This window comes from uncultured Lamprocystis sp., from assembly GCF_903933125.1.
In the GTDB taxonomy this organism is placed as follows: Bacteria; Pseudomonadota; Gammaproteobacteria; order Chromatiales; family Chromatiaceae; genus Thiodictyon.
In genome coordinates, this window is record NZ_CAIZIZ010000320.1 from 14,557 (window position 1) to 37,396 (window position 22,840).

Consider the following 22,840-nt stretch of genomic DNA (forward strand, 5'->3'; position numbering starts at 1 on the left):
CAATGAAAATTCTTTTTGTGTCGAATCTCTATCCCCCGGAAATCCTGGGAGGCTATGAAATTCTCTGCGCGCATGTCGTAGCCCAATTGGTTTCACGGGGACATCAAGCCTTAGTGCTGACCGCCAAGGGAGGAATTGCTGACGAGACTCCGGCAGCAGGTGCCGCATCAGGTCCAACGAAGTCTGCGTTACCCGTTGCAGCTGGGCAATCCGATGGTCTTGATGGAGTCGGGTCGGCCGGGGAACTGGTCCGGCGGTCTTTGCAACTCTACCTGCCTTTTGGTCAGCCGGCGCAACTGGCGAGGCGGGCCCGGCAGCGGGTGGAAGGGCCGAACCGCAGGGCGATGGCGCGGGCGCTGGAAGACTTCAAACCAGACTTGGTCTTTGTTTGGAGCCAACTGCGTCTGGGGCTGGGGGCGGCCCGGGAGGCCGAGGGCCGCGGGTATCCGGTGGTCCATACCATGAATGACGAACACATCCTGATCTTCCGTCCCGGGGAGCGGAAAGGTCTGGATGGACTGGTCCGGGGGCTGCTCGAAGAACTGGTCTTTCCTGCCTCCACCTGGAAGGGGTGGAAGGGGAAGCGGATACTGGTGATCTCCGAAACCGTCCGATCGAGGTTGGCGGCCATGGCCCCCCGGTTCGCCCAGGCCCGAGTGATCTTCCAGGGCATCCCCTTGGAGCAGTTCCCCTTGAAAGGCAACCCAGGGGAGGGAAGCGACCCCCTCGAGGTCCTCTACGCCGGGCAGCTTCACCGATACAAGGGAGTACACACTGTGATTGAAGCCGTAGCCTTGGCGGGAAAAGATCATTTCTCAGTCACCATCGCTGGCGCCGGGGATCCAGTCTACGAAGAGGATCTGCGGAACCTCGCTCAAGAAAAGGGGTTGCATGTCCGTTTCGCCGGTCGCCTGGATGCCGGCTCGATGGGCGAACTCTACCGCCGCTGCCATGTGCTGGCTTTTACCTCGGTTTGGGATGAGCCTTTCGGTCTGACCCATCTGGAGGCCATGGCCAGTGGCACGCCGGTGGTCAGCGTGAGCCACGGGGGTCCCGGGGAGTTCCTGGTCCACGGGGAAAATGCGCTGCTGTTCACCAAGGAGCGACCTGACGAACTAGCCGTTCATCTGGGCTCCCTCCTGAAGGACGGGAGCCTGCGCCGGCGCTTGGCGTTGGCGGGCCGCAAGACAGTAGAGGAACAATTTTCCCTGGAAAAGTATACAGATCGATTAGAAACCCAGCTACGGGAGGCCTTGGCGTGATCCTGTACCAAGTCCCGCACGGCTGAATCCGCTTCGCCCTATCCTGCCTTCGATGACTCTTGGATCGTGGAATTGCCTATCTCTTTTTCGGCAACCGCTCCCAATAGTAGCGGCGCTCCTGGGCGTTCATGCCGAACAGCAGGAAGGATCCCAGGAACACCAGAGTACCAAGCGCTTCGATGAAGGCAATGTTCCGCAGTGAATGGGGTTGCAGGAATTGCTCGGCAAAGTGGAACGTGACCAACATCGGTATACAGGCGAGCGCCGAAGGAAGTACCGCGGCACGATAGTAGGATGAAAACGTAAGACGATACATGCGCGCGGCCTTCGGCTGAACGATTCCCATATCCACCACGACTGTCGAAATCAGCGTCGCAAGCGCCACGCCGTTGATGCCAAAGGGAACGACCATCGCCAGGGTCATGCCCAGGTTGGCCGCCTGGCCCGCAATGAATGCATAGGCCAGAAATTTCTGGTGGCCAGTCATTGACAGGATGTTGGCGGCGTTGGCGTGCACGACGCTGCACAACATGGCGGCCAGCAGAATGCGCAGGGCGGTTTCGGCGCTCCGATAATCCTCACCCATCCAGGCTGCAAGCACGTCCCCCCCATACCAGAACAGGCCAACTAGCAGCGGCGTGGCAAAGGCCAAGCTGAGTTTCGACCCGCGCTCAAAGGTAATGCGTATCCGATCCTTTTGACCCTGCCCCTGCATTTCGGCGACCAGCGGGGTTAATGCGTTGGTCAACTGTCTGCACAGCCCGGAAGCCTCGGTAGCCATGCGCGAGGCGACAGTATAGTAAGCGACGGCGGAAAGGGTGAGGAACTGCTGGATGATCAGTGCGTCGATCCGAGTGTAGATGAATCCGGACACCTGGATAAGGAAGATACTGACCGAGAACGATGAGATTTCCCGCACCAAGCGTCGGTCGAAATGCCGAAAGCGGAAGCTGATGCCGGCGCATTTGGCGGCACACAGGACGACAGCGAACAGACAGGTGATAACGCCCGTCACCAGGCCGACTGCGGCCAGCGTTTCAAGTGACGGAAGCACCATCAGTGCCCAGGCCGCGGCTGCTGTGTAGAGCACTGTACCCAGGATCTGGACCATGTTCGCCCAGGACTGTAGCTGAAAGCCGGTGAGAATACCGAAGAACATCCCCATGGGCGCCGCCAGGGCAGACCGCAGGGCCACCAGGATGAAGGCGACTTGCGCGACCTCTGTCTTGTCGGCTGGTATATTGAGTAGTTCAGGAAGGAACGGCACCAGGCCCAGGGCCAGGGAAATGACCAGCAGGCCCAGCATAACGTAGATGCCAAAAAGGGTCGCCGTGATCCGTTGCAGTCGGTCCGCATTACCCTGGCCACGGGTCTCGGCCACGAACTTGACCACCGATACGGAAAAGCCGAAATCCAGGAGGCCCAGTAGACCGATGGTCGCCTGTAGCACGGACCACAGGCCGAAGGCATCATTACCCAATCTGTCCGCGATGATGGGCGTGATGACAAGGAACGCCGTCACATTGGTGAGCTGCCGGCCATAGTTCGTGACCGTGTTGATCACGACGGAGGACGCACGGCCCTGACCGGCGCCACGCGGCTCTTTCGTCTTACCCCGGTTCAGCAGGCCCATGTTGTTCCCGTGCGGGAGATGTACCCGCAATTGTGTCTGTCAATTCAATGCAACGGATTGACCAGGCTTACCGCCGGACGAGCGAACGGCACCGCAGCGGGAAGCCGGACCATTCTATTGGATTGCGTCGGCTTCGGAGATAATGTGCATAAAATTCTCCACCACCTGGCCCCAGGGCGATACCAGTGCCTGCGCACGGATCCGCGCGTGAACACCCATCCGGGCGCGGTCCCGGTGGGTAAAATAATCGCAAATGGCCTTTGCGAACTCCGCTGCATCGCCTTTCGGGACAATATACCCTGCCTCCCGGTCGCCACCGAGCAGTTCCTTGGCAACGCTGAAGTCGCTCAGCAGGACAGGCAATCCGTGCAACATGGCCTCCGCCACGACCATGCCGAAACCTTCGGAGGTGGAGGCAAAGGCAAAGAGCTGCGACGCACCGAGCAAGCCACTGAGTTCGTCCCGGGGCTTCCACTCATCCAGGATGACCCGGCCGGAAAGGCCAGCCGCGGCGATCTGTTCCCGCAGCCGCGCCACGTAAGCCGGACCAAACTCCAGGTTACCGATCAGGCGCAGACTCAGGTGTTGGGCCAGTTCGGGCGCTATCGCCTTGACCTGGGCCAATGCCTCGATCAGGACATGGAAGCCCTTGCGTTCCCCGTAGTTCGCCACTGACACAATCTGTGCGGGTAGGCGGCAGGCATCGGCCTGCGGCACCTCCGCATCCGCCCAATCGCACCCGGGATAGACCACCCGCCCCCGCCGGCGATTGTAGAATGGGCCGAGGTCTTCCCGTAGCATCGTTGCGCTCACGGCGATGTTACGGTGGGCCGGGAGCACCGCCGCCCAGGTCAGCCCGCGATGAAGCGCCCGCGAGGGTAACGAGGCGTAGGTGTCCCAATAGCAAAGCTGGGCGAAGCTGATGAACTTGAAGGGCGTGAGAAGGCGAAGCGGCGCCATGACAGGCCATAACCATCGGTAAAGCCAGGTATCATAAATGACCACACGTGCTTTCCCACGATACTCCCGGAGCAGGCGGTAAAAGGCACGGCCGCCGGCAACCAGGGACTGGGCATGGATATCCGGCAGAAAGAGGACTTCGACGGACACGCCTCGCGCCCGCAAGCCTTTCACCAGATAACTGTTGTAGATCTCTCCGCCCGTGCGTGGTGCTGCTGGCAGCGCCGGCAGCAGGAAAATGGCATCCATCCGCTTAACTCCACGCGCCAGCGTGGCGCCTTGGTGTTTTCGACGCTACCATCGGCTGTATTGTCCAGTACGCCATGCCGAGGCAATCATCCCATGTTTACGACCCAGCCGGTGAAGAAAATCCAGTTTCGCGTTAATGCGTTCAGACCGGGGCTTGACGGTGATACTGACACCGGCGTAATGGGCACCGCAGCGTGTCAGGTCGAGGACTTCCCAGACACTCGTCTTCCAGTGCTTGGCGGGCAGCACGCCACCCCACTTTTCGGCCAGGTATGCCGCTGCGCGCGCGTTCTTTGATGACTGCCTGAACAGTCCCCTGACGCTGGAGCGGTGGTCGTGGTAGACCAGTGCGTCGGTCACCAGTGCGAGACGCCCCCCGGTCGCCTCGATAATGCGCCAGGAAAGGTCGCAGTCTTCACCGCACAGAAGGCTTACGTCGAATCCGTTGACTTTCCAGAAGTCAGTGCGGCGGAAGAAGGCGTTGGCTGTCTGCACATAGGGCCGGAAGGCGTTGGCCAAGGCTGCCCGTGCGTCGAGAATATTCCGGGAGTTCATCCACTCCTGTATCTCATTCTTGGGTTCAACGCCCTTGATGAGCCCCGCCACCCCGCACACTCCAAGGTCCGCAAGGGGTACAACTCCCAACACGAGCCAATCGGGTGTCACAACACAGTCGGCATCGGTGAACGCCAAAATATCGCCGGTGGCCGCCCGCGCCCCGGCATTGCGGGCGGCCGAGGGGCCGCGCACCGCGCGCTCCTCCATCAGGGTGATGCGTGGATAGTTGCGAACGATCTCGGCCGTGCTGTCATCGGACCCGTTGTCCACAACGATAATCTCGTGCGGCGGGGATTGCGCCGAGAGTCTCAACAAAGACTGGACACACCCCTCGATGGTACGGGAGGCGTTGTAGGCAGGAACCACGACAGAGACTGCTATGGACATGAAAGATTCACCCTTGCGTGCCTGATCTTCCCGCGGAAAATTCAACATCGTCCCGTGCGACCCTGCACTTAATTTCCCACTTTATCATGCAGCCTATGGTGGCACAGACCCCCAGGTCTGAGCTACAGTCAGCTGCGGCGGAATCATCGAACGGCGCTCCTTACCGTTGGTTGTTTCGCGCTTCCCAGGGTACGTACTTCGGGGTCCCTGCCACGCTCCCCGCGGCCAATAACCAATCGCTACACACGGCCTTGGCGGCAATCGTGATCAAGGTCCGCGGGAGACAGCAGGTCAGCAAGAACGGTGTTACTGTTGTGGGAGAGCATCAGGGTAATGTCTTACGCAGTCTTCAAGTCCACGCGAAACTTTGGTTCCCTTGACGGATTGCGCGCGGTCAGTATTCTTGCTGTCATTTGGCATCATTCGGCCCGTCATTTTTTTCCCGGCGTCACCATCGCCGGGCACGGCAACCTTGGCGTCAATCTTTTTTTTGTGATCAGCGGCTTTCTGATCACCACCCTGTTATTGCGCGAGCAGGAGCGCACCGGCACTATTTCCATTCGGAAATTCATGATGCGGCGCGCCTTGCGCATCTTCCCCCTCTACTATACGGTTTTACTGTTATACCTCGTACTCGTGCTTATCGCGGAAAGGGGGACTGCGCCGGGAACGGCGTTCATGCATAATTTCTTTTTCTTCGCTACCTACACGTCCAATTGGTTTGTGCCCCTGCTGGATGCGCGCGTCATCTTTTATTTCTCCTGGTCGCTGGCGGTGGAGGAGCAGTTCTATCTGGTCTGGCCCTGGATCGAAAAATTGCTGGGACGATTATTTTCTCCCTTATTGCTTATCGCCGCACTGATTGTCGGATTAGCCGAGGCGGACATCAATTTTTTCGCTTGCATTCTCTTGGGTGTGGCGCTGGCACACTTGCTAAACCATCCGCTTCATTTTCAATGGACTCAGGCGCTGCTTGCCCCTCCCCCGATGGTACTGATCTATCTTGTTTTGACATTAGTCGCTCTGATGATTCCGGGAATGCCGATCTACATCATTTACCTGGCACTGACGTTGCTGTTGGGTGCCTGCGTGGTACGAGAGGATCACCTGCTTGCACCGGTCCTACGCTTCCGACCCCTGGTTCTGATCGGCCGGATCAGCTATGGCCTTTACCTGCTGCATATGCTTGCATATAACCTTGTAAAACGAGGACTTGGACAATGGATCGGGGACCAGCCCTGGATGCTTTTTGGAATGACAACCTTGGTTGGCACAGCGATGGCCTGGGTAAGTTTCCATTATTACGAAAGCTATTTCCTGCGTCTCAAGGCACGTTTCGCGACTTGATGCACAGACCTGACCTGGAGTCTTGAACGCCGTTCCAGCAAGGTTTTCTCATCATTGCGGCACCTGACCCAGGGCGTCAATGTCCTCCTTGAGCCCAGTCTGTCGCAATAACCCAAAGGCCAGGCCCACCTGGGCGTATTCCGCCACCGTGGGCTCTGACATTTGCGGCAACCCGCGGGCGTCGGTGTAGCGGCGCAGAACCGGGTAGAGCTGCCTGTACACGGCCGGATCGGAGGGTAGCTCTGTATTGGTCATCTCGGGGGGTAGGTAGGCAGCGGTCACTGCCTTCAGTTCCGGCCAGAGTGCGGGGAGATGAAAGTGTGGTCCATGGACCGGGATGCCTTTGAGGGGGTCACCGGGAACCCCGGCGCCGATGGGAACCCAGCGCTTGGCGAGCTTGGAGAGGGGGAAGCGGGGGGACCTGGCCCCGAAACCGGTGAGGTAGCTCAGTGATTGGGGATTCGCTCCGAGCTGGGGGTGGGGGCTCTGCCAGGCCCAGTCCAAATACTCGGTCTTGCCGGTGAGCCGATAGGCTTGGAGGAGGGGCAAGGTGGCGCGGGTGGAGTGGGCGAAGGTGCCCCAGCCGACCCAACCGATGGCATGATGGGCAGGCGCCCGGTAAGGATTCTCATTGACCTTGCGTACCCGCCAGTCCGCTGCCGCGATGAGGTGTTTGCGAGCCGCAGCCAGCAACTGCGCATTCTTTTTGTCACCCTCGGTGAGCAGGTATGCCCATAGCCCGGCAAGTGCAAAGTAATTGAAGCTCACCCCAGCGGTAGGATCGATATTGACCTGTGGCAGGAGATCCTCAAAGGCGACGCGATAGGACGCGTCACCGGTGGTGCGATAGAGCTCGGCGGCGGCCCACAGCCGATTGTCGCGGACTGAGGTATCCGAATAGCTACCGGCGTGTACATCGGCGGGATTCTGGTAGCTTTGCCCCTCCGCGGGCCAGTCAGCGTGGCTGGAGAGAAAGTCCCAGGCACGCCGGGCCGCGGCCAGGGCCGCGTCGGCGCGTGCCGGACGGTAGGCGCGGATCAGCCGCGCGTGCAGGGCGCAAGCGGCAGCGAAGGCGGCGGTGGCATGGCTGGTTTTCTCGGCCAGCAAGCGTGGGGCCGCGATCCGATGCGCCGGGACATCGTCCCAGCGACGGCTGGCGACGCGGAACCAGACCCCCCCGTCCGCCGGGTCTTGCATCGTGAGGAGCCAGTCCAGACCCCACTCCAGTTCATCCAGCACGTCTGGGATGCTGTTGTCCGACTCGGGGATGTTCAGGTCACCGTCGCGGAAGCGCTGCGGGGCCAGGTCCAGGGCGGCCCCGACCTGGTACCAGACCGGGGCCGCGTTGGGGACATACTGGCCATAGTCGCCCGCGTCGAACCAGCCGCGGCGGACCGGGTGCCGGGAATCGGGGCCGGTGTCCGTGATGCTCCCAGCGCCCAGTGGTGAGGATGCCACGACGGAGTGGAATGCAGCATCCATCGCGGGCGGAACACCGCCTTCAGGACGTTCGTAGCCAGGCTCGGCCCAGGGTGCGACTACAGAGGTGGAGTTGCGGCTGTGGTAGAAGATGCGCATGACGGCGCGGTAGGGGGCATCATAGAGGTCCGCGGCGATGGCAAAACGGTCCGATACGCCGATCCCTGGGACGCTTAGCCGGTAGCAACCCGGCCGGTCCAGGGCGGTGAAATCCAACTGGTAAACATCGTTGCCGCTCCAGGGGTCCGCCGGGGCCGTAAGGCGGGCTTGGCCGCTGAAGACCGACTCGCCGGTCGCGATAGAAACGACCTCGAACCCGGTCGCGTCCACTGGTAGGGGCCCGGCGGTGCCCAGCCAATTGCCGAGGAAGGCGATCTTTGTCGTACCCGGCGCATAACCGACCTGATCGACCTGAATGGAGCCGGAAACGCGCTCCGGCTCGAAGCGCACCGGGACGCAGTGGCAGGCGGCCCCCGGATCTGCGGTGACACCCAGTGCCGCACAGGCGTCCAGTCGATAATCGAGGCCAGGGCGCAGCGGCTGCGCGAAGAGCAGATGCAGGCGGGTCTCCACCAGCGGCCGCTTGGCGGTATCGAAGCCGACGACCTGACGGTCCAGGCCCACCCCAATCGCGGCCTGGTGGCGAGTCGCGTCGGTCGCAGGGGTGAGCCGGTATTGGGCAGGTTCGCTCGTTGCGCCGGGGGCAAGTTGGGTGTCGTTATTCAGTGTCTCGAAGCCCAGGGAGATGGCCCGCGCCGAACGCGTCTCCACGTAGCGAATCGGTCCCTCGGCCAGGGGTTGCACCTGACGCCCGGTGGTATCGGCCAGGGGCGAGGTGATGCCACGTTCGATCGCGGCCTGGCCCTGCCTGGCGGCCCACCCGAGCCCAAACAGGGCCGCCAGAACGCAGAGCGTCGCGCCGCGTGCGCGCTGGGGGATGCCAGGCTGCCGCTTCATCAACAGGCGCCGGTAACGGGCATGACCCAGGCAAGTCGCGCGAACAATTCCATCGGCCGGTCAATCCCGCAAGCCAAGTCGTTGCAGAATGTTGCCGATATGGCCTACGAGGCGCTTCTCCCGGTAATAGCCGACATAGGCTTCACGGGCGTTATCGACGATGCGTCGACGCTCACTTTCATGCTCCAGATAATAGCGGCATTGATCGAGCATGTCGCTCATATCCCATTTCAACGGCACATAGGTCTCATTGGGCACCAGTATATCCGGTTCGGTGCGAATGTGCTCCACCGCAGGTTTCATCAGCAGTGCGCCGAAGTACATGGCCTCGTAGTCCTTGGGTGTGTATTCACACCAGCCTGACGGCGAGACGAAGATTCGGCTTTGTGCCATCTCGCGATAGTACTCGGAAAACGAAACTCTGGCGGTGGACGAGACAACCTGATACTTGTCAGCCAATACGTTGAGTGTGTTTATAGTGTATTCGCGATGCTTGCGGGTCCAGCCTTTGTAGAGGGTTGCGCGGCAATAGACGTCGATGCTGTGGCGACGCCGACGGATGGCGTCAACCGCCGCCTTCGCCTTGGCGACGGCAAATGCATGTGGCCGATCCTTGCCGAGCAGGACAAGATTCGGCTTACCCTCGGCAAGATAGATCATTCGCTTCCAGAGGCCGAAGTTCCATCCGAGCATGAGCTTGGATTCCTGCTCCGACGCCAGCTCCGATTGAAACAGATCGGTCCAGATCTCCGACAAGATGCTGTCCTCAGCCATGCCGACCTGGACTAGGTGCTCGATAAATTTTGACCCGCCAAGGAAGCGCCGGCGATAGTCATCCGGATCGGTATTAAGGTATTGCTTCAGATACAAGTCAAGATAGGGGAGGGCGCCGAAAAATGCTGACTGATTGCCGTCGCCATAGTCGAAATGGACGATCTTCTTACCCGGGCAGTCGCGTCTGAGTTCGCGATAGAAGTCGTTGAGCTTGTGCCGGTCGGTATCCCAGGGGACAGAGATGATCAGCAACTCGCCGTCGAAGGCTCGGGCCTGTTGCAACTTGTCCTGAAGCCCGTTGTTGACGATCTCTGTGGATTCGAGTCCGAAACAGGACTTGAGCTCCTTATGGTAGTGAATAAAGGGGTACAGGGAGCCGTGGCCAAAACCCGTATTGGATAGCACCAGTGCCTTCATCGCAATCTCCGGCAGATTGTCGTGCCGGTCCGGCGCGACGGTCAGCTGGCTACAGCATATCGTCCTTGAGGTTATGGCGTCCGGACCCCGCGGCAGGCTTTGCTCATCACTCGGTTAAGTCCGGGTGCGACGCCTGGTAACGGTCCGGCGCGAGAGCGGCAGGGACCCCGAACTATCTCACCCTGTGAAAAAACGCAACCGCGGGCAACAAAAACATTCGAGTATTCTGCCAAACTTGACTGTAGCTCAAACTTGGGGTCGGTGTCACCATCATCGCACGGGTAGCGGCCTGCAGATTTTGAGGCGGCACCCGCGCTTGGGGCGGGTGTCAACACTGGGATAGCCAAGCGTGCGCGAAAGTTGGACAGCCGCAAGTTTTCTTCTATCCATCAAGATCCTTACGGGGGACCTCGAGCAACATGACACTGCCGCCGGAACTCTTCCCGGAGTCCATCAGCGCGAAACAGATCGTCTTTGTTCTGATGACGCTGGGCTGGTTTGCGGCGGCGATTCCCGCGACCTTGCGATTCGCTTGGATGGACCGTGTCTGCATCGCCGGTATCCTTTTCATGGCGATCAATCCGATCGATGTCACCTTCTTCAGCTACACCAAATACCGTGGCGACATTCGTGGCATCGAATTTGGAGTCCCAGATTGGCTGACGATGACCTTGATCGTCGCCATGAGTTTTGCACCACGCTGGCAGCGGCGCAAATTCCACTTTCGCAACCCCAATGAAGTCATCATGTGGGCCTACCTCGGGTGGTGCATTTTCTCCATCTTCGTGGCAATGATCCCGCAGTTTTCTTTCTTTGGTGTGACGCGACTGATCAGGGCCTACGCCCTGTTTTTCGTGGCGTTCAATTTCATCCGAAGCGAGGACGACCTGCGCTTCGTCATCTGGACCGTCGTCGGCCTCACCTTCTACAGCTTCGTGCAAGTCATGCTGGACAAGTATGTCCGCGGAATTTATCAGACACGCGGCTCCTTCGACCACCAGAATACCTTGGCAACGTTTCAAAACATCATGAATTTCATCGCTTTCTCGGCATTGATGGGCGATACCGGGAAGGTCTTTGATCGGTGGACAAAAATCTATTGGGGGGCCGTCGCAACAGGCTCTTTCGTCACGATTGCCACCCTATCCCGCGGCGGCCTGATGACCATGATTATGGGCTATGCCATCATCACTCCCCTGCTGTTTTGGCTTAAGCAGGATGGGCAAAAAGTCAAAAAGAAATTCAAGGCGATCGGGGTCATGTGCCTCGCGGCGCTGCCGGCACTGGCAGTCGTCCTGCCGCAGATCATCCGGCGCTTCAACGAGGCGCCAGAGGCGTCCGGCCATGCCCGTGACGTTTTCAATGTGATGGCCAAACAGTTAGGCGACACGCACCTCTTCGGCATCGGTCTCAATAATTACTCCTTCGCCGGCGCCTATATCGAACAGTTTCGTGAACAACTGCCGCCCGTCGACCAAGGCGGGCTGGCGCACCATATTTACTGGCTGCATTATGCCGAGCTTGGCATCGTCGGCGCTGCCCTTTTCATCTTGCTCATGCTGGGATTTATTGCAGTGATGCTGCGCTTCATCCTGAAGCGCAAAGACGGCCTGGAGCGGGTGTTTGCGATCGGCGTGCTGGCTGCCTTCATCATTGCGATGTTGATCGGCACCCTGGAGTGGAACTGGCGCCAGACCCAGATGACCCTGACGTACATGATGTTTGCCGGTTTTGCCTGCTCCCTGCCGCGGGTGGAGCGCGAGCGGCTGCGCGAGGAGCGACGCAAGAAACAACAGTTACAGGTCATGATGGTCTATGCGCAACGGGGGCGACGCGGTACCGGGATTCAAACGGCAGCAGGCACTGGAAGACTCGGATCCAGGCGCTGAAAATCGCGAGGGTGTCACGGCCTGCCATGGTGTCACCACACTGACCTGCGCTGATTCCGGCCGGTCCTGGCGTCGGTGGCTATTTGGTCCCGCCGGCAGTGTTGCTCAAGATGACCCCGGTCTGGAGGGCGGTTATGGTGGGTACGATCTTGTCGAGCATCCGGGTCCAGGTCGTCAGGGCGGTGGGCGGGACATAGACCAAGTCACCGGGCTGAAGCTGGACGTCTGGCTCCTCACCGGCCAAGAGCTTCTTGACGTTGATGACGATCAAGGTCGGGTTGCTCAATGACCCGCGGACAATGTGGACCCGCGAGAGGTCCGCGTCCACACTGAAGCCTCCCGCCAAGGCCAGGGTCTTCGACATGGGCATCTCATCGCGGAAGGCGAAGACGGCCGGCTCTTTGACCTCGCCCAAGACATAGATCTCTGTGGACAGACCCGAGGGGATGCTGATGTAGTCCCCGGACTGCAGGGAGACATTGAAGCGCAGATCACCCTCACGTACCAAGCGCACAAAGTCCACCGGCAGCAGCTTGCCTTGGCGCGAGACGAGGGCGTGGGTGAGGTCGGCCAACTCGACCGAACTGCCACGGAAGGATCCCTTGCTGAGTCCGCCGGCCGAAGCAATAGCAGCAGTGAGGGTCACGTCAGTCACCAGAGGGTAGACGCCCGGTCTGACGACCTCGCCATTGATGACGTAGGACAGGCTGTTGAAGGCGGTCACGATCACCGTGACCTGCGGGGCGAGCAGAAACTGGCGCAGGCGCGTAGTGAGGTCGGCCGTCAGCTCATCGACACTGCGACCCGCGGCTTGCACGTCCCCGACCAGGGGAAATGAGATCTTGCCATCGGGCCGCACCGGCACACCGGGGATGCTCAATTCAGGCTCATCGTACACGGAGATATTGAGCAAGTCCCCCTTGCCCAACTGAGGCACCTTGGTGGTCTCAGCGACAACGCGTTGCAGTTCGTGGAGTTGCTCCTCGACACTCTTGCGTTGCTCGATGCGCATTGAGGGCGCGCCTGCCTCGTGTACAGCGGTGGGGTCCGGCGCCGCGGGTTCACCGGCGCACCCCGCCAGCAGGGTGCCGGCAACGAGAAACAGTAGGGATAGGGGGTGGCAGCGCTTGGCAGGCATCGGATGCGGGATCGGGTGGGGGCTAGGAGGACTGGGCCTGGGGACGGAAACGGCGAGCCCAGCGTAGCCACACCGGCTGCTTGGGTTCGGGGTGGAACAGCGGTTTGCCGTCGAGCAGCTCGTAGGGAACATCCGTGACCAGGATACCCAGGACCTTGGCCCCGCGTTCTTCCAATCGCCCGACCGCCTCGCGCAACTGCTTGCGAGTCGTCTGGCCGCTACGCGCCACCAACAGCAGGCTGCCCAGGCTGGCGGCGGCTTCCAGTGCGACCTCCTGATCGCCGAGCGCCGGGAGATCGTACACGACGTTGCGTCCAGTCTGACGCAGGGTATCGAGAATGGCAATAAATTGCCGGCTACCCAACCCCGCCAGGTGATGATCGGGATCTTGCTCCAGATCGGGCTCCCGTTCGGCGATGGACGAGGGTGCGGCATCGAAACTGGCGCGAACGGAGGGCTCAGGCGTTCGGTCATATCGGCTGCACCCAGCGGCGAGGTAGGCCAGATCCGGGGTCGCGGTGACCATCACTAAGCTGGCGACTGGGGCCTCGCCGCGCAAGGCCTGAAGGAGCCCGGGTTGGTCCGGGGACAATCCTAGTAAACCTGATGGACGCATTCCCCCTCGCTGGCCCAGGTCTGCGTCAACCAGGATGACCGGCTGCTCCTTCAGGGCCAAGGCTTTGGCCAGGTTGGTGGCGACCAGTGTGCGGCCGGTTTCGGGGTCCGCGCTGGTCACCCCCATACAGCGCCAGGCATCGGGCTCGAGATTGGCATTCAGTTCGTTGACCAAGCGTCGGAAATGCACGGCGATGGCGGCTGCGCAGCGATGCGGAGCGACGACGAGGCGCTCTCCCGAGGGGACATGCTGGAACTCCCAGGCGAGCGCGATCCCAGGTATACCAAGGGCGTCACGGCGCGTTCGCAGCCGGGGGTCCAGTAGTTCGAGGAGTAGCGCCAACCCGAGCCCGACGCCCCCCCCGAGGGCCACCCCCATCATGGCGATGGTTTTTTTCGGCGAGGGAAGGGGATAGATTGGCGGGCGGGCCGGCTCGATCAGCTCCACGCCAGCCTCATCGCGCCGGATAACGACCTCGGCCTCGTCAACCCGTCTGACCAGGCCGGTCACCAGGTTCTCAGCCGACGCCATGCGCGCTTTGAGCAACTTGAAGTCCCTCTCCGCCGCGGCCAGCGCAGCGAGCTTGGTGCGGTTCTGCTCGATGGTTTTGGCGAGGGCGCCCATCTGTGCCTCCCTGACCCGGATGTCGCTGCTGAGCTGACTCTGTTGCGCTCGAAGTTCTGTCAGTTTGGTGTTCGCTGAGTAGAAGTTCTCAGGTGCCCCCCCCTCGTCCTTGCTCTCGGCGATCATCTGCTTGAGCACATCCACCCGCGATTTAAGCTTGATAACCTTAGGGTTCTGCTCCGTATAGCGGCTGCGCGCCTCCTGTAACCCCCACTCGTACTCACTCAGGCGGGTCTTGAGCGGATTGCGGTAGATGGTCGAGCTGACAATCATCTCCGGTTCATCTTTGATCGCTTTCTCGACCTCGGCCAAAACGTCTTTGTAAGCTTGGACCTCGGCAACCCGGGTGCTGAACTCCGACTCCAAGCCGCTCAGGCTACCGAGCAGGACCTGGATCTCGGTGTCGAAGTCGGTGACCTGGTGGCTGGCCTTGAAGCTGCGTGCCTCGGCAGTGATGGCGCGCAGATTGTTGCGGGCCGACTCCAACTGTTCGCTGTAGTTGGCGTGGGCATCCATGGCGTCCTTGTGCCGCATGCCTTGGCTCTGCTGGACCAACAGCTTGGCGAACTGGTTGGCAATGTTCGCGGCGACGACCGGGTCATTCCACACCGCGGTGATCTGAAAGATGTTGGAGTCCTTGACGACGGTGAAGGCGATGGACGGGCCGAGGCGCTCCGGCGGGTCGGTGAGTTTGAGGGCATCGGCGACGGCCTGCAACGAACTGGGCAACCGGATGGTGTCGAGCAGGGTCTTGAGATTGTAGTTCTCCGTCTCGAAGGGTTTGGCACCACCCAGAGAGAACTGATCTCGATGGGTGTATGACATGACGACGGCTACCGCCTGCCACTTGGGCTTGACCCGGGTGAGGGCAGCCACCAGGAACAGGCTTGCGATGATCAGCGCGACCCCTAGCATCAGCCAAAAACGCTTGATGATCCCGCGGGCGAAACGCTCGAGATCCAGACCAGGGCCCTTCGGGGGTTCCTCCTCGTCGTCACCCATTCCCGGAAAGCCGACGAAGGGCAAGAGCGCATCGTCGCGGCTTTGGCTGCGCTCTGCGGACTCAACCGGCCCCGCGGTCGGCGCGGATGGGGACTCGGCCAGGTCCCAGGCGGTTTCGCCGGGATCCAGGAAATGCGCATTCGGGGCACCCGGCGGTTCGCCATGCCCACTGCTCCTGACCTGGCTCGAGTAGCTGTCGCGTATGCGCAACTCCTGGGTCACGGTGGGTCTACCCCTGCATCGAACAGGCCGCCATGGCGGCGTAGATCGTCAACGACGGCGGCAACCGCGGGTCCGGTGAAGCGCCCCAACCCGGCGGCCAGGATATGCTCCAGGCCGATCTTACAGATGCGGTTGACCTCGCGGGGGATGCCTCGGCTGGCGCGGAACAATGCGTCTAATGCCTCAGGATCAAAAGGAAAGTCACCTTGGTGACCAGCGACGGTGAGGCGGTGCCGAACATACTCACGCGTCTCGTCCGCCGTCATGGCCGCGAGGTGAAAACGCAGGCTTACCCGCTGGTCCACTTGGGGCAGTTGGCGCAGTCGCTCGCGCAGCTCCGGCTGACCGATGAGGATCACGGTAAGGAAATTCTGGCGCTCCGAGGCGATATTGGTCAGCCCCTTGACGGCGTCCAGGCATTGGAGATCGAGTTGCTGGGCCTCGTCCAGGAGTATGACGAGGTGGCGTCCGTGCCCGGCGATCTGCTCGGTCAACAGGCGCTTGAAGGCGGCCAGGCGGCTGTAGCGGTCCGGATAGTCCGCGGCGCGCAGGCGCTGGCCCTGGATCTGGCTCAGGATCTCCAGCAGTAGATCGTCGAAATCAAGCAGGCTGTTCTCGATGCTGACGCGGACGTGGGTTTCGGGAGACAGGCGGGAATGCAGCACGGTACGCAGCATGGTCTTGCCCGAGCCGATCTCCCCGGTCAGCAGACCCATGCCCATATTGCGGTCTTCGGCAAGAAACAGCAGGCGCGACAGCGCCTCCGCATGTCCCGCCGACGGAAAGAAATAGCGCGTATCGCGGGTGTTGTCGAACGGCGGCGCGGGTGGGTTATTCGCGCTCAGTTGTCGCTCAAGGGTGTCGGCCATACGAAGGTGCTGTGCAGTGTGTACCGATGGGTCGGCGGACATGAAATGCAGATCGCAGTATATGACAGTTGCGTTGGGAATCAGTTAACGCGGTGCGCTTGACCGATCATCACCGGTGACGCCCAGGGCGCTTGTGCGGACCCCGGCCAAGGCTACCGGGCGGCGGCATCGGGGTCGGCCGTCCTGGCTGGGTTGTTCATGAAGAAGGTCAGGCGCCTGGGCAAGGGCGGGACCCGCAGGCGCTGCTCTTGGCGGGCCTGACCTGGATAGAGGGGCACGGCGACCACGGTGACGGCACGGGTGGTGCTCAAGAACCACAAATAGTGCTTGATGGGTGTCTTGCCGACATAGATCCCGTCAACATAGATGGCCGCCGACGTCGGCGAGGAACCAATCTCCACCAGCTCATTGGAAGCCCCTGCGGGGATGTAGCGGCAGGGATCAGGCTCTATCGCCGACGGCCTGGCCCCGGAGCTGCAATCCAGATTGCGTGTCGCGCAGCCCACCAGTGGGATGACACTGGTCAGGGCCGCGAGGGTCATGGCGATGGCCAGGGTGCTGGAGGGTGCCGCGGTCATAGGGCGGCGGCGGCCTCCAGTTCCTCCAGCACCGCCTTGGCGGCCGCGTCCCAGGTGAAGCGCGACGCTCTCTCGATCCCTTTCGTAATCAAACGCTTGCGCAGATCCTGGTCCTGAAGCAGGCGGATCAGGCTGGCGCTCATGGCGGGCACGTCCACCGGGTCGAAGAGCAGCCCGGCATCGCCCACCACCTCTGGGATGCTCGAGGTATCGGCCGCGCACACCGGGATCCCACTGGCCATGGCCTCCAGCACCGGAATGCCGAACCCCTCGAACAGGGACGGGAAGACCAGGGCGTCCGCGGCGGCATAGAGCGCCGGGATCGCCTCGTTGGGGACGAAGCCGGAGAAGATCACCTGATCGGTCAACCCCAGCTCCCGCACCCGTGCATCAATGACCTCGGCCCCATTCCAGCGGCCCCCCACCAGGACCAACTTGTGAGGCAATGTGGTGTCGCGCTTGAGCGCCGCAAAGGCCTCCAGCAGCCGGACATGGTTCTTGGCCGGGTGCTCCAAGCGGGCGATGTAGAGGACATAGGGGTCAGGGATCGCGAGGCTCGGCGGCAGCTCGGCGCGCGCCGCCGCGCGGGGGCGCGGGGTGAAGCGCTTCAGGTCTGCCCCGTTGTAGATGACCCGGATGCGGCTGCGCGGGATCCGGGCGAAGGACTCCAGGTCGCGGCGGGTGGATTCGCTGACCGAGATCACCCGGGTCAATCGCCGCATCATGCGCGGCAGGACGCGCATGATGTAGAACATGCGCGCCGCGTCGTACTTCTGGGGGACGTGGAGCTGGGAGAAGTCGTGCACCGTGCCAACGCTCGGCACCCCATAGGACCAGGCGAGTCGCCGGTTTCCCGCGGGCATGAAGACCGTATCGCAATGATGGCGCCGCAGCAGACCCGGCAGGGCGGCGAGGTGCCAGAAGATGCTTGCGACCGGATGGCCGGTCCAGTCCGGCAGGGCGATCACCTCGAGGCGCGGGTGCCAGCTCTGAACCCAGTCAGCGTCCGCCCGGTTGATGAAGACCACAAAGTCGTGCCCCGGCGCCAGGTCCACGAGCTGTCCGACCACATTGGCGGCATACTGGCTGATACCGGACTTGCCGCTGTCGGTACCGAAGGCGGAGATGCCGATCTTCATGCCGCGTCCCTCAGGATGTGTGTCAATCGGTCCAAGTACCGGGCCGGCTGGAACTGCGCGCGCACGCGCGCAAGGCCTGCCAGGCCCAGGTCCGCAGCCCGTTCCCGGTTCCCCAGCAGGGCGGCGATGGCTGTGCCCATAGCCGCCGTGTCCGCCTCTGGAGCCAGGGTGCCGGTCACCCCATCGGCAAGCCAGTCCGGGATGCCGCCGACCGCGAACGCGACCACCGGGCGCCCTCTGGCCATGCCCTCCACCCCCACCATACCGAAAGGCTCCGGCCAACGCGACGGCACGGCGCAGACGGCGGCGCGCGCATAGTAAGGCTCCAAGGCCTGGTGTGGCACCCAGCCGGCGAAGGTCACCCGCTCGGCGATCTTCAGGTCTCCGGCCAGCGCCCGACAGGTGTCCAGGTGGTTACCGGTGCCGATCACGGTGGCGTGCCAGTCTCCGGGGACTCCGGCCAGGGCCTTCAGGAGCAGGTCCACCCCCTTACCGCGGATCACCTGGCCCACGTAGAGGACCTCCGGCTCCTCGGACAGGGGGACGGCCCTGGCCTCGGCCAGGGACGCAGGAATGGGCGGGACGATGACCACCCGGTCCGGATCCAGGCCGTTCATCACCAACTCCCGCTCCATCCAGCGGCTGCCTACCATGAGTCGGCGCACGCCGCGATGGGCGCGGATTGCCGCCTTGACCCCGCCCAGTCCCTTCAGGGTGATGGGCAGAGCGGACCCCGGCGTGGCCCGTTGCACACAGCACAGGTTGAGGTAGCAGGCCGACCCCGCAGGCCGGTCGCAGACTCGACCGCTGAGCGGAAAATACTTGTGCCGACGCAGGCACACCAGGTCGTGATCGTGGACCATGCGCACCGTCGGGTAGCGGCGGGCCAGATCAGCCACCCGCGCCGGGTCCTCGACCTTGTGCAGGAACAGGATGTCCGGGGCGAAGGCGGCGATCAGGTCGTCGCCGTTCCCACTCCGGGCGAAGGCTGCCAGATAGTCGGCCTGGGGCTCGGGATCGGTGTGCAGCAGCCCTTGGGGCCAACCCCGAGCCGTGAGTCCGCGGGCGGTGTCGTAGAGGATCTGTTCGACACCGCCATAGAACCCGGCCCGCTCGTGGACGTGCAGGATGCGTAATGCGGGGCGACTTGGGTGAGACATTTCAACTCGGTACGAATGATGAGGGTTGACGCTGGAACGGCAATCAATCCGTTGCCTGCTGGAGATCATCGACGGCGTTTTTCAGGTAATTCGCGGTAAATGTCGACCAGTCGCGCGGCAATGGCCGACCAGGCATAGTCACGTCTGGCCTTGATCTGACCGGCCGCGGCGATGCGCCCGGCGAGTTGCGGATCGCCCAGCACCTGGATCAGCCGGGCCGCCAGGTCCGCGGTGTCGCCGGGCAGGGCATGAATGATGTCTTCGCTATTGATGGTGAAGGACGGGATGCCCCCGACCCGGGCGGCGACCACCGGCCGACCGGACGCCCAGGCTTCCAGGATCACGATGCCGAAGGGCTCGTGCAGTGACGGCAGGCAGAAGACCTCGGCGGCATGGTAGGCGGCCGGGAGCAGCGGATCGTCCGGGCGCAGCCCGGGGATCAGGGTGACACGGTCGGTTAGTCCCAGATCCTTGATCCGGGCGAGCAGTCGCTCGTGGTAGCTCGCCACGGTCACGGGTCCGAGCAGGACCAAGTGGACCGACGGAACCAGGGCGGCCACCTGGGCCAAGGCCTCCACCAGGCCTATCTGGTTTTTTTGGTAGTCGATGCGGCTGACGCAGAGGATGATTCGCCGATCGGCAGCGATGCCATAAGCGGTGCGGAAGCCCGCGGCGTTGCTCTGGGCGAAGGCATCGCAGTCCACCCCATTGGGCACCAGTTCGACCCGCTGCCGGGGGAGCATGGCCGTGGCCGCGGCATACTCGTCACCGCCGACGCAGACCACCGCCGCAGCATCCTCCAGCACCCGCCGGGCGCCGAGCAGGGCGCCGAACACACGGCCCCACTCAGGACGGTTCCGGATCGGGGACAGCATCTGGTCCATCTCGCCCTTGGGGACCTCGAAGTAACCGCCGTGCAGGGTCACAACATAGGGGATGCCGCGCAACCGGGCGGCGGTGCGCACGACACCCCCGACGCGCTTGCCCGTGTGAGCATGGATCAGATTCACCCCGGGCTCGCGCAGCAGGCCCAGCAGCAGGGACAGGGAAAGCAGATTGCCGCCCTTCTTGTCCATGTCGCGGCGGTCGTTGGCGGTGAGGCCGAAGAAAGGGTAACTATAGGGAAAGCGCCGTACCGGCACCCCCTGAATGACCTCGCGGCGCTGGTTCGACAGGGCGAGGCTCGTGAAGATGACCGCCTCGTGCCCAGCCCGCTGCAGTGCCCGGCTGGTCTGGAGGATGGTTGTCTCGGTGCCGCCCCACTCGGAGGCCACGAAGCGCCTCGGAACCTGGACGATTTTCATAGTATAGCCTTCGGACGTGATAACCGGACGTAGGGGCGGGTTTCAAACCCGCCCCTACACCAAGGGTCTGTCTGGATATCAGGTAAGAACGCTATATCCGCCGGAACTTGCACGACTTCGACCTTGCGCGCTCTCATCTGCGCCCTCAAGCATAGCGCCGCCACCGACGCAGAAAGGCGTCTGACGCGTCCCGCCAGGACGCGCCCGCGGGTAGGGCAAGGGCATCCGCGAGTACCGGAAGCGCGAGACTTCCCGGGCGGGACAACAGCAAGGGCAGCGTGGCGATCAACCGCTCCCTCGGATACCTCCGGGACCAGCGCGGATGCAGCAGCAACTGTGCCGGACCGAAATCGCGCAAGGTGATCGCAATATTGCGCCACCCGCCCCATGACTCCCGCCCTTGACCCTTTGAGATGACTGGCGAGCAGTAAGTATCCCAAGCGTCGATATCTGCCCCGATGCGCGTCTGTTCGAACCAGGATAGGGTATCCAGCCAGATGCTTGTCACCCGTTTCTGCCAAAGCGCGGCGTTCTCGGCGGCATAGCGCCGATAATCGGGGTAGAATTTATTCTCCCATGCGTGCTCATAGATCTCCATGAATGGTTCCTTCCCGCGCCAATCCATCGGGCGCAGGCGCTCGATCTTCTTCACGTAAGAGGGGTGATAGGCGTGGTTGCCGGCAAGGCGGGCATCGCCGCAGGCCAGAATGGCCTTGAACAGGTACTTGAAGAAGACTTCCTGCTCTGCGTCATTGAGCATCGAACCATTGGTGAGTCGTTGCTGGTTCATCAGGAGCAAGGCGCCGCGGTTGAGCAGCAGTCGCGTGAACTCGCCCAGTGGCAGCCGACTGAAGGGCATGGGCGGCATCGCATCAAGCACCGCCGGGTCGCCGGCGACGACCTGGTGGCCCCAGATCATCTCAGCGTTCATGAGCGAGTATTCGGCGTTGGCCAGCGTTTCCTCGCGCAGGATGGCAAAGTCAACCTCGACTCCGACGTCGCCCTCGAGCGTCTTTGCCCGCTCAGCCAAGGCCTGCGTCAAGCCCTTGCGGCGCGCCCGGCCGAGGCCACGCACGACGACGAAATAATCGTAGTCGTTGTAGGGCTGCGGTTGCCCATCGCGCAGGGCATAGCCTCCTTCGCCACGCCCGTAGCCACCCATAAGCACCAGGCCCCGGAAGGCCGGCGGTGTCACGAGCGCCCGCACCGCGTCGGCGATCAGCGATTGGTCACGGGCAATCCGGCCCTCCACCGCTGCGTCGCCATCCAGTGTGAAGCGGTCGCGCGCCGGTGGGGCTGTCTCGACGTCAGTGAACGGCATAGGCTTTCCGACCCGCTAGAAGTCCACGCCAGCGGCCCCATTTTTGGACCGCACGCAGTGGCACCGTATGAAAAACAGCATCAATGGAGCCCTGTTGCGCGGCCCAGCGCAGGTCGCGCAGGACATCCATACCGAACGGAAGCAGGCAATAGCGAAGAAACGATGTGTTGATCTCGCCGTCGTGGAAAATCCAGGCATCTGCCTTGCCCTCGCCGAATTGGCGTTTGAAGGACTGGCGCAGCGTATAATTGTGGGAATGAGTGGCGGCGGCCTCGGCTACGTAGCGGATCTCAAGTCCTGCCTTGCGCAAGCGGTACGACCACTCAATGTCTTCGGAGTATTGGATCCTGGTCTCGAACGGAAAGCGTTCAAGGACGGCGCGCCGGACCGCGCAGTTGGCCATGGAAAAGAAATGGATCCAGGTGGCAGCCTCACGCCCGTCACCGAAGGCACGCTCGGTATCTTTGACGAAGAGGGAGCGACAATCCGGCCGTGCAGTCTGACGACCGTAGACCGCACCGACCTTTGGATCGACGAGCGGCGCGACAAGCTTTTCCAGCCAGTCTGCTCCCTCGGGTGTGGCGTCGGAGTTGATAAAGACCACGATCTCCACCTCCATCGCCACCGAGCACACCGCCTCGTTGAGCACCGTGCCAGGGTTATAGGACGTGCTGTCGTTCCGGCGGATGTGTTGCGCGTCGTTGAATTCTCTGATGATGTCAAAGGTACCGTCCGTCGAGGTCGAGTCGAAATTCCATAACTCGAAATTCCGGTAGGTCTGCCGCCGGATCATCTCCAGTGTCCCGCGAATGACATGGCGGTCATTGTATGAGCGCATGACGATGGCGACCTTGGGTTTGAACCCACTCTGGCCCGGCCGATCAATTCGATTTTCCATCTCTTGCTCTCTCGTGTCTCGACCACCACTCTCTCAACCCTCCCGGCAAACCCGCCC

The 22,840-nt window shown here is 62.1% G+C and carries 17 protein-coding genes; 3 read left to right on the top strand and 14 right to left on the bottom strand.

Going from position 1 to position 22,840, the window contains the following annotated elements; all coding sequences use genetic code 11:
- Positions 1-2: 2 nt before the first annotated feature.
- Positions 3-1,262 (top strand): glycosyltransferase family 4 protein, encoded by a 1,260-nt coding sequence (locus QZY03_RS16465; RefSeq protein WP_295582926.1) that lies wholly within the window; start codon positions 3-5, stop codon positions 1,260-1,262.
- 76 nt (positions 1,263-1,338) lie between these two features.
- Here the strand turns inward: QZY03_RS16465 and QZY03_RS16470 are convergent, their stop codons facing one another.
- The 3 genes from QZY03_RS16470 to QZY03_RS16480 all read right to left on the bottom strand — a co-directional run bounded on the left by QZY03_RS16470 (position 1,339) and on the right by QZY03_RS16480 (position 5,097).
- The gene (locus QZY03_RS16470) at positions 1,339-2,895 is read right to left on the bottom strand and encodes an oligosaccharide flippase family protein (protein ID WP_295582928.1); all 1,557 of its coding nucleotides are present in this window, start codon (positions 2,893-2,895) and stop codon (positions 1,339-1,341) included.
- A gap of 114 nt (positions 2,896-3,009) precedes the next feature.
- Positions 3,010-4,104, bottom strand: coding sequence for a glycosyltransferase family 4 protein (locus tag QZY03_RS16475; RefSeq protein ID WP_295582930.1), 1,095 nt, complete (start codon positions 4,102-4,104; stop codon positions 3,010-3,012).
- Between the two features lie 45 nt (positions 4,105-4,149).
- The gene (locus QZY03_RS16480; RefSeq protein WP_295582932.1) at positions 4,150-5,097 is read right to left on the bottom strand and encodes a glycosyltransferase; all 948 of its coding nucleotides are present in this window, start codon (positions 5,095-5,097) and stop codon (positions 4,150-4,152) included.
- A gap of 285 nt (positions 5,098-5,382) precedes the next feature.
- Here QZY03_RS16480 and QZY03_RS16485 point away from each other — a divergent pair, with 285 nt between their 5' ends.
- Positions 5,383-6,396, top strand: coding sequence for an acyltransferase (locus tag QZY03_RS16485; RefSeq protein ID WP_295582934.1), 1,014 nt, complete (start codon positions 5,383-5,385; stop codon positions 6,394-6,396).
- A 51-nt stretch (positions 6,397-6,447) separates the two neighbouring features.
- On the opposite strand, the gene QZY03_RS16490 is transcribed toward QZY03_RS16485, so the two are convergent.
- Together QZY03_RS16490 and QZY03_RS16495 are read right to left on the bottom strand one after the other, a co-directional pair.
- Complete coding sequence (locus tag QZY03_RS16490) at positions 6,448-8,832, bottom strand: glycoside hydrolase family 9 protein (RefSeq protein ID WP_295582936.1); 2,385 nt, start codon at positions 8,830-8,832, stop codon at positions 6,448-6,450.
- Between the two features lie 60 nt (positions 8,833-8,892).
- A complete protein-coding gene (locus QZY03_RS16495; protein ID WP_295582938.1) occupies positions 8,893-10,023 on the bottom strand; it encodes a glycosyltransferase in 1,131 nt (376 codons plus the stop codon).
- Positions 10,024-10,442: 419 nt separating this feature from the next.
- Between QZY03_RS16495 and QZY03_RS16500 the strand changes: the two genes are divergently transcribed.
- Positions 10,443-11,912: an O-antigen ligase gene (locus tag QZY03_RS16500; protein WP_295582939.1), complete on the top strand. Its 1,470-nt coding sequence runs from the start codon at positions 10,443-10,445 to the stop codon at positions 11,910-11,912.
- A gap of 79 nt (positions 11,913-11,991) precedes the next feature.
- Here the strand turns inward: QZY03_RS16500 and QZY03_RS16505 are convergent, their stop codons facing one another.
- From QZY03_RS16505 to QZY03_RS16545, 9 genes are all read right to left on the bottom strand, one after another.
- Positions 11,992-13,050 carry a polysaccharide biosynthesis/export family protein gene (locus tag QZY03_RS16505; protein ID WP_295582941.1) on the bottom strand — a complete coding sequence of 353 codons (1,059 nt, stop codon included), beginning with the start codon at positions 13,048-13,050 and terminating at the stop codon, positions 11,992-11,994.
- Positions 13,051-13,072: 22 nt separating this feature from the next.
- Positions 13,073-15,514 carry a tyrosine-protein kinase domain-containing protein gene (locus QZY03_RS16510; protein ID WP_295582943.1) on the bottom strand — a complete coding sequence of 814 codons (2,442 nt, stop codon included), beginning with the start codon at positions 15,512-15,514 and terminating at the stop codon, positions 13,073-13,075.
- Positions 15,511-16,383 (bottom strand): AAA family ATPase, encoded by an 873-nt coding sequence (locus QZY03_RS16515; protein ID WP_295582946.1) that lies wholly within the window; start codon positions 16,381-16,383, stop codon positions 15,511-15,513. Before QZY03_RS16515 ends, QZY03_RS16510 begins: the two co-directional genes overlap by 4 nt.
- A 152-nt stretch (positions 16,384-16,535) precedes the next feature.
- Positions 16,536-16,961: a PEGA domain-containing protein gene (locus QZY03_RS16520; RefSeq protein WP_295582948.1), complete on the bottom strand. Its 426-nt coding sequence runs from the start codon at positions 16,959-16,961 to the stop codon at positions 16,536-16,538.
- Positions 16,958-18,100 (bottom strand): glycosyltransferase family 1 protein, encoded by a 1,143-nt coding sequence (locus QZY03_RS16525; protein ID WP_295582950.1) that lies wholly within the window; start codon positions 18,098-18,100, stop codon positions 16,958-16,960. The genes QZY03_RS16520 and QZY03_RS16525 overlap by 4 nt, the downstream gene beginning before the upstream one ends.
- Positions 18,097-19,260, bottom strand: coding sequence for a glycosyltransferase family 4 protein (locus tag QZY03_RS16530; RefSeq protein WP_295582952.1), 1,164 nt, complete (start codon positions 19,258-19,260; stop codon positions 18,097-18,099). Before QZY03_RS16530 ends, QZY03_RS16525 begins: the two co-directional genes overlap by 4 nt.
- Before the next feature lie 65 nt (positions 19,261-19,325).
- A complete protein-coding gene (locus tag QZY03_RS16535) occupies positions 19,326-20,564 on the bottom strand; it encodes a glycosyltransferase family 4 protein (RefSeq protein ID WP_295582954.1) in 1,239 nt (412 codons plus the stop codon).
- A gap of 145 nt (positions 20,565-20,709) precedes the next feature.
- Positions 20,710-21,885 (bottom strand): hypothetical protein, encoded by a 1,176-nt coding sequence (locus QZY03_RS16540; protein WP_295582956.1) that lies wholly within the window; start codon positions 21,883-21,885, stop codon positions 20,710-20,712.
- Positions 21,872-22,783, bottom strand: coding sequence for a glycosyltransferase (locus QZY03_RS16545; protein ID WP_295582958.1), 912 nt, complete (start codon positions 22,781-22,783; stop codon positions 21,872-21,874). The genes QZY03_RS16540 and QZY03_RS16545 overlap by 14 nt, the downstream gene beginning before the upstream one ends.
- Between the last annotated feature and the right edge of the window lie 57 nt (positions 22,784-22,840).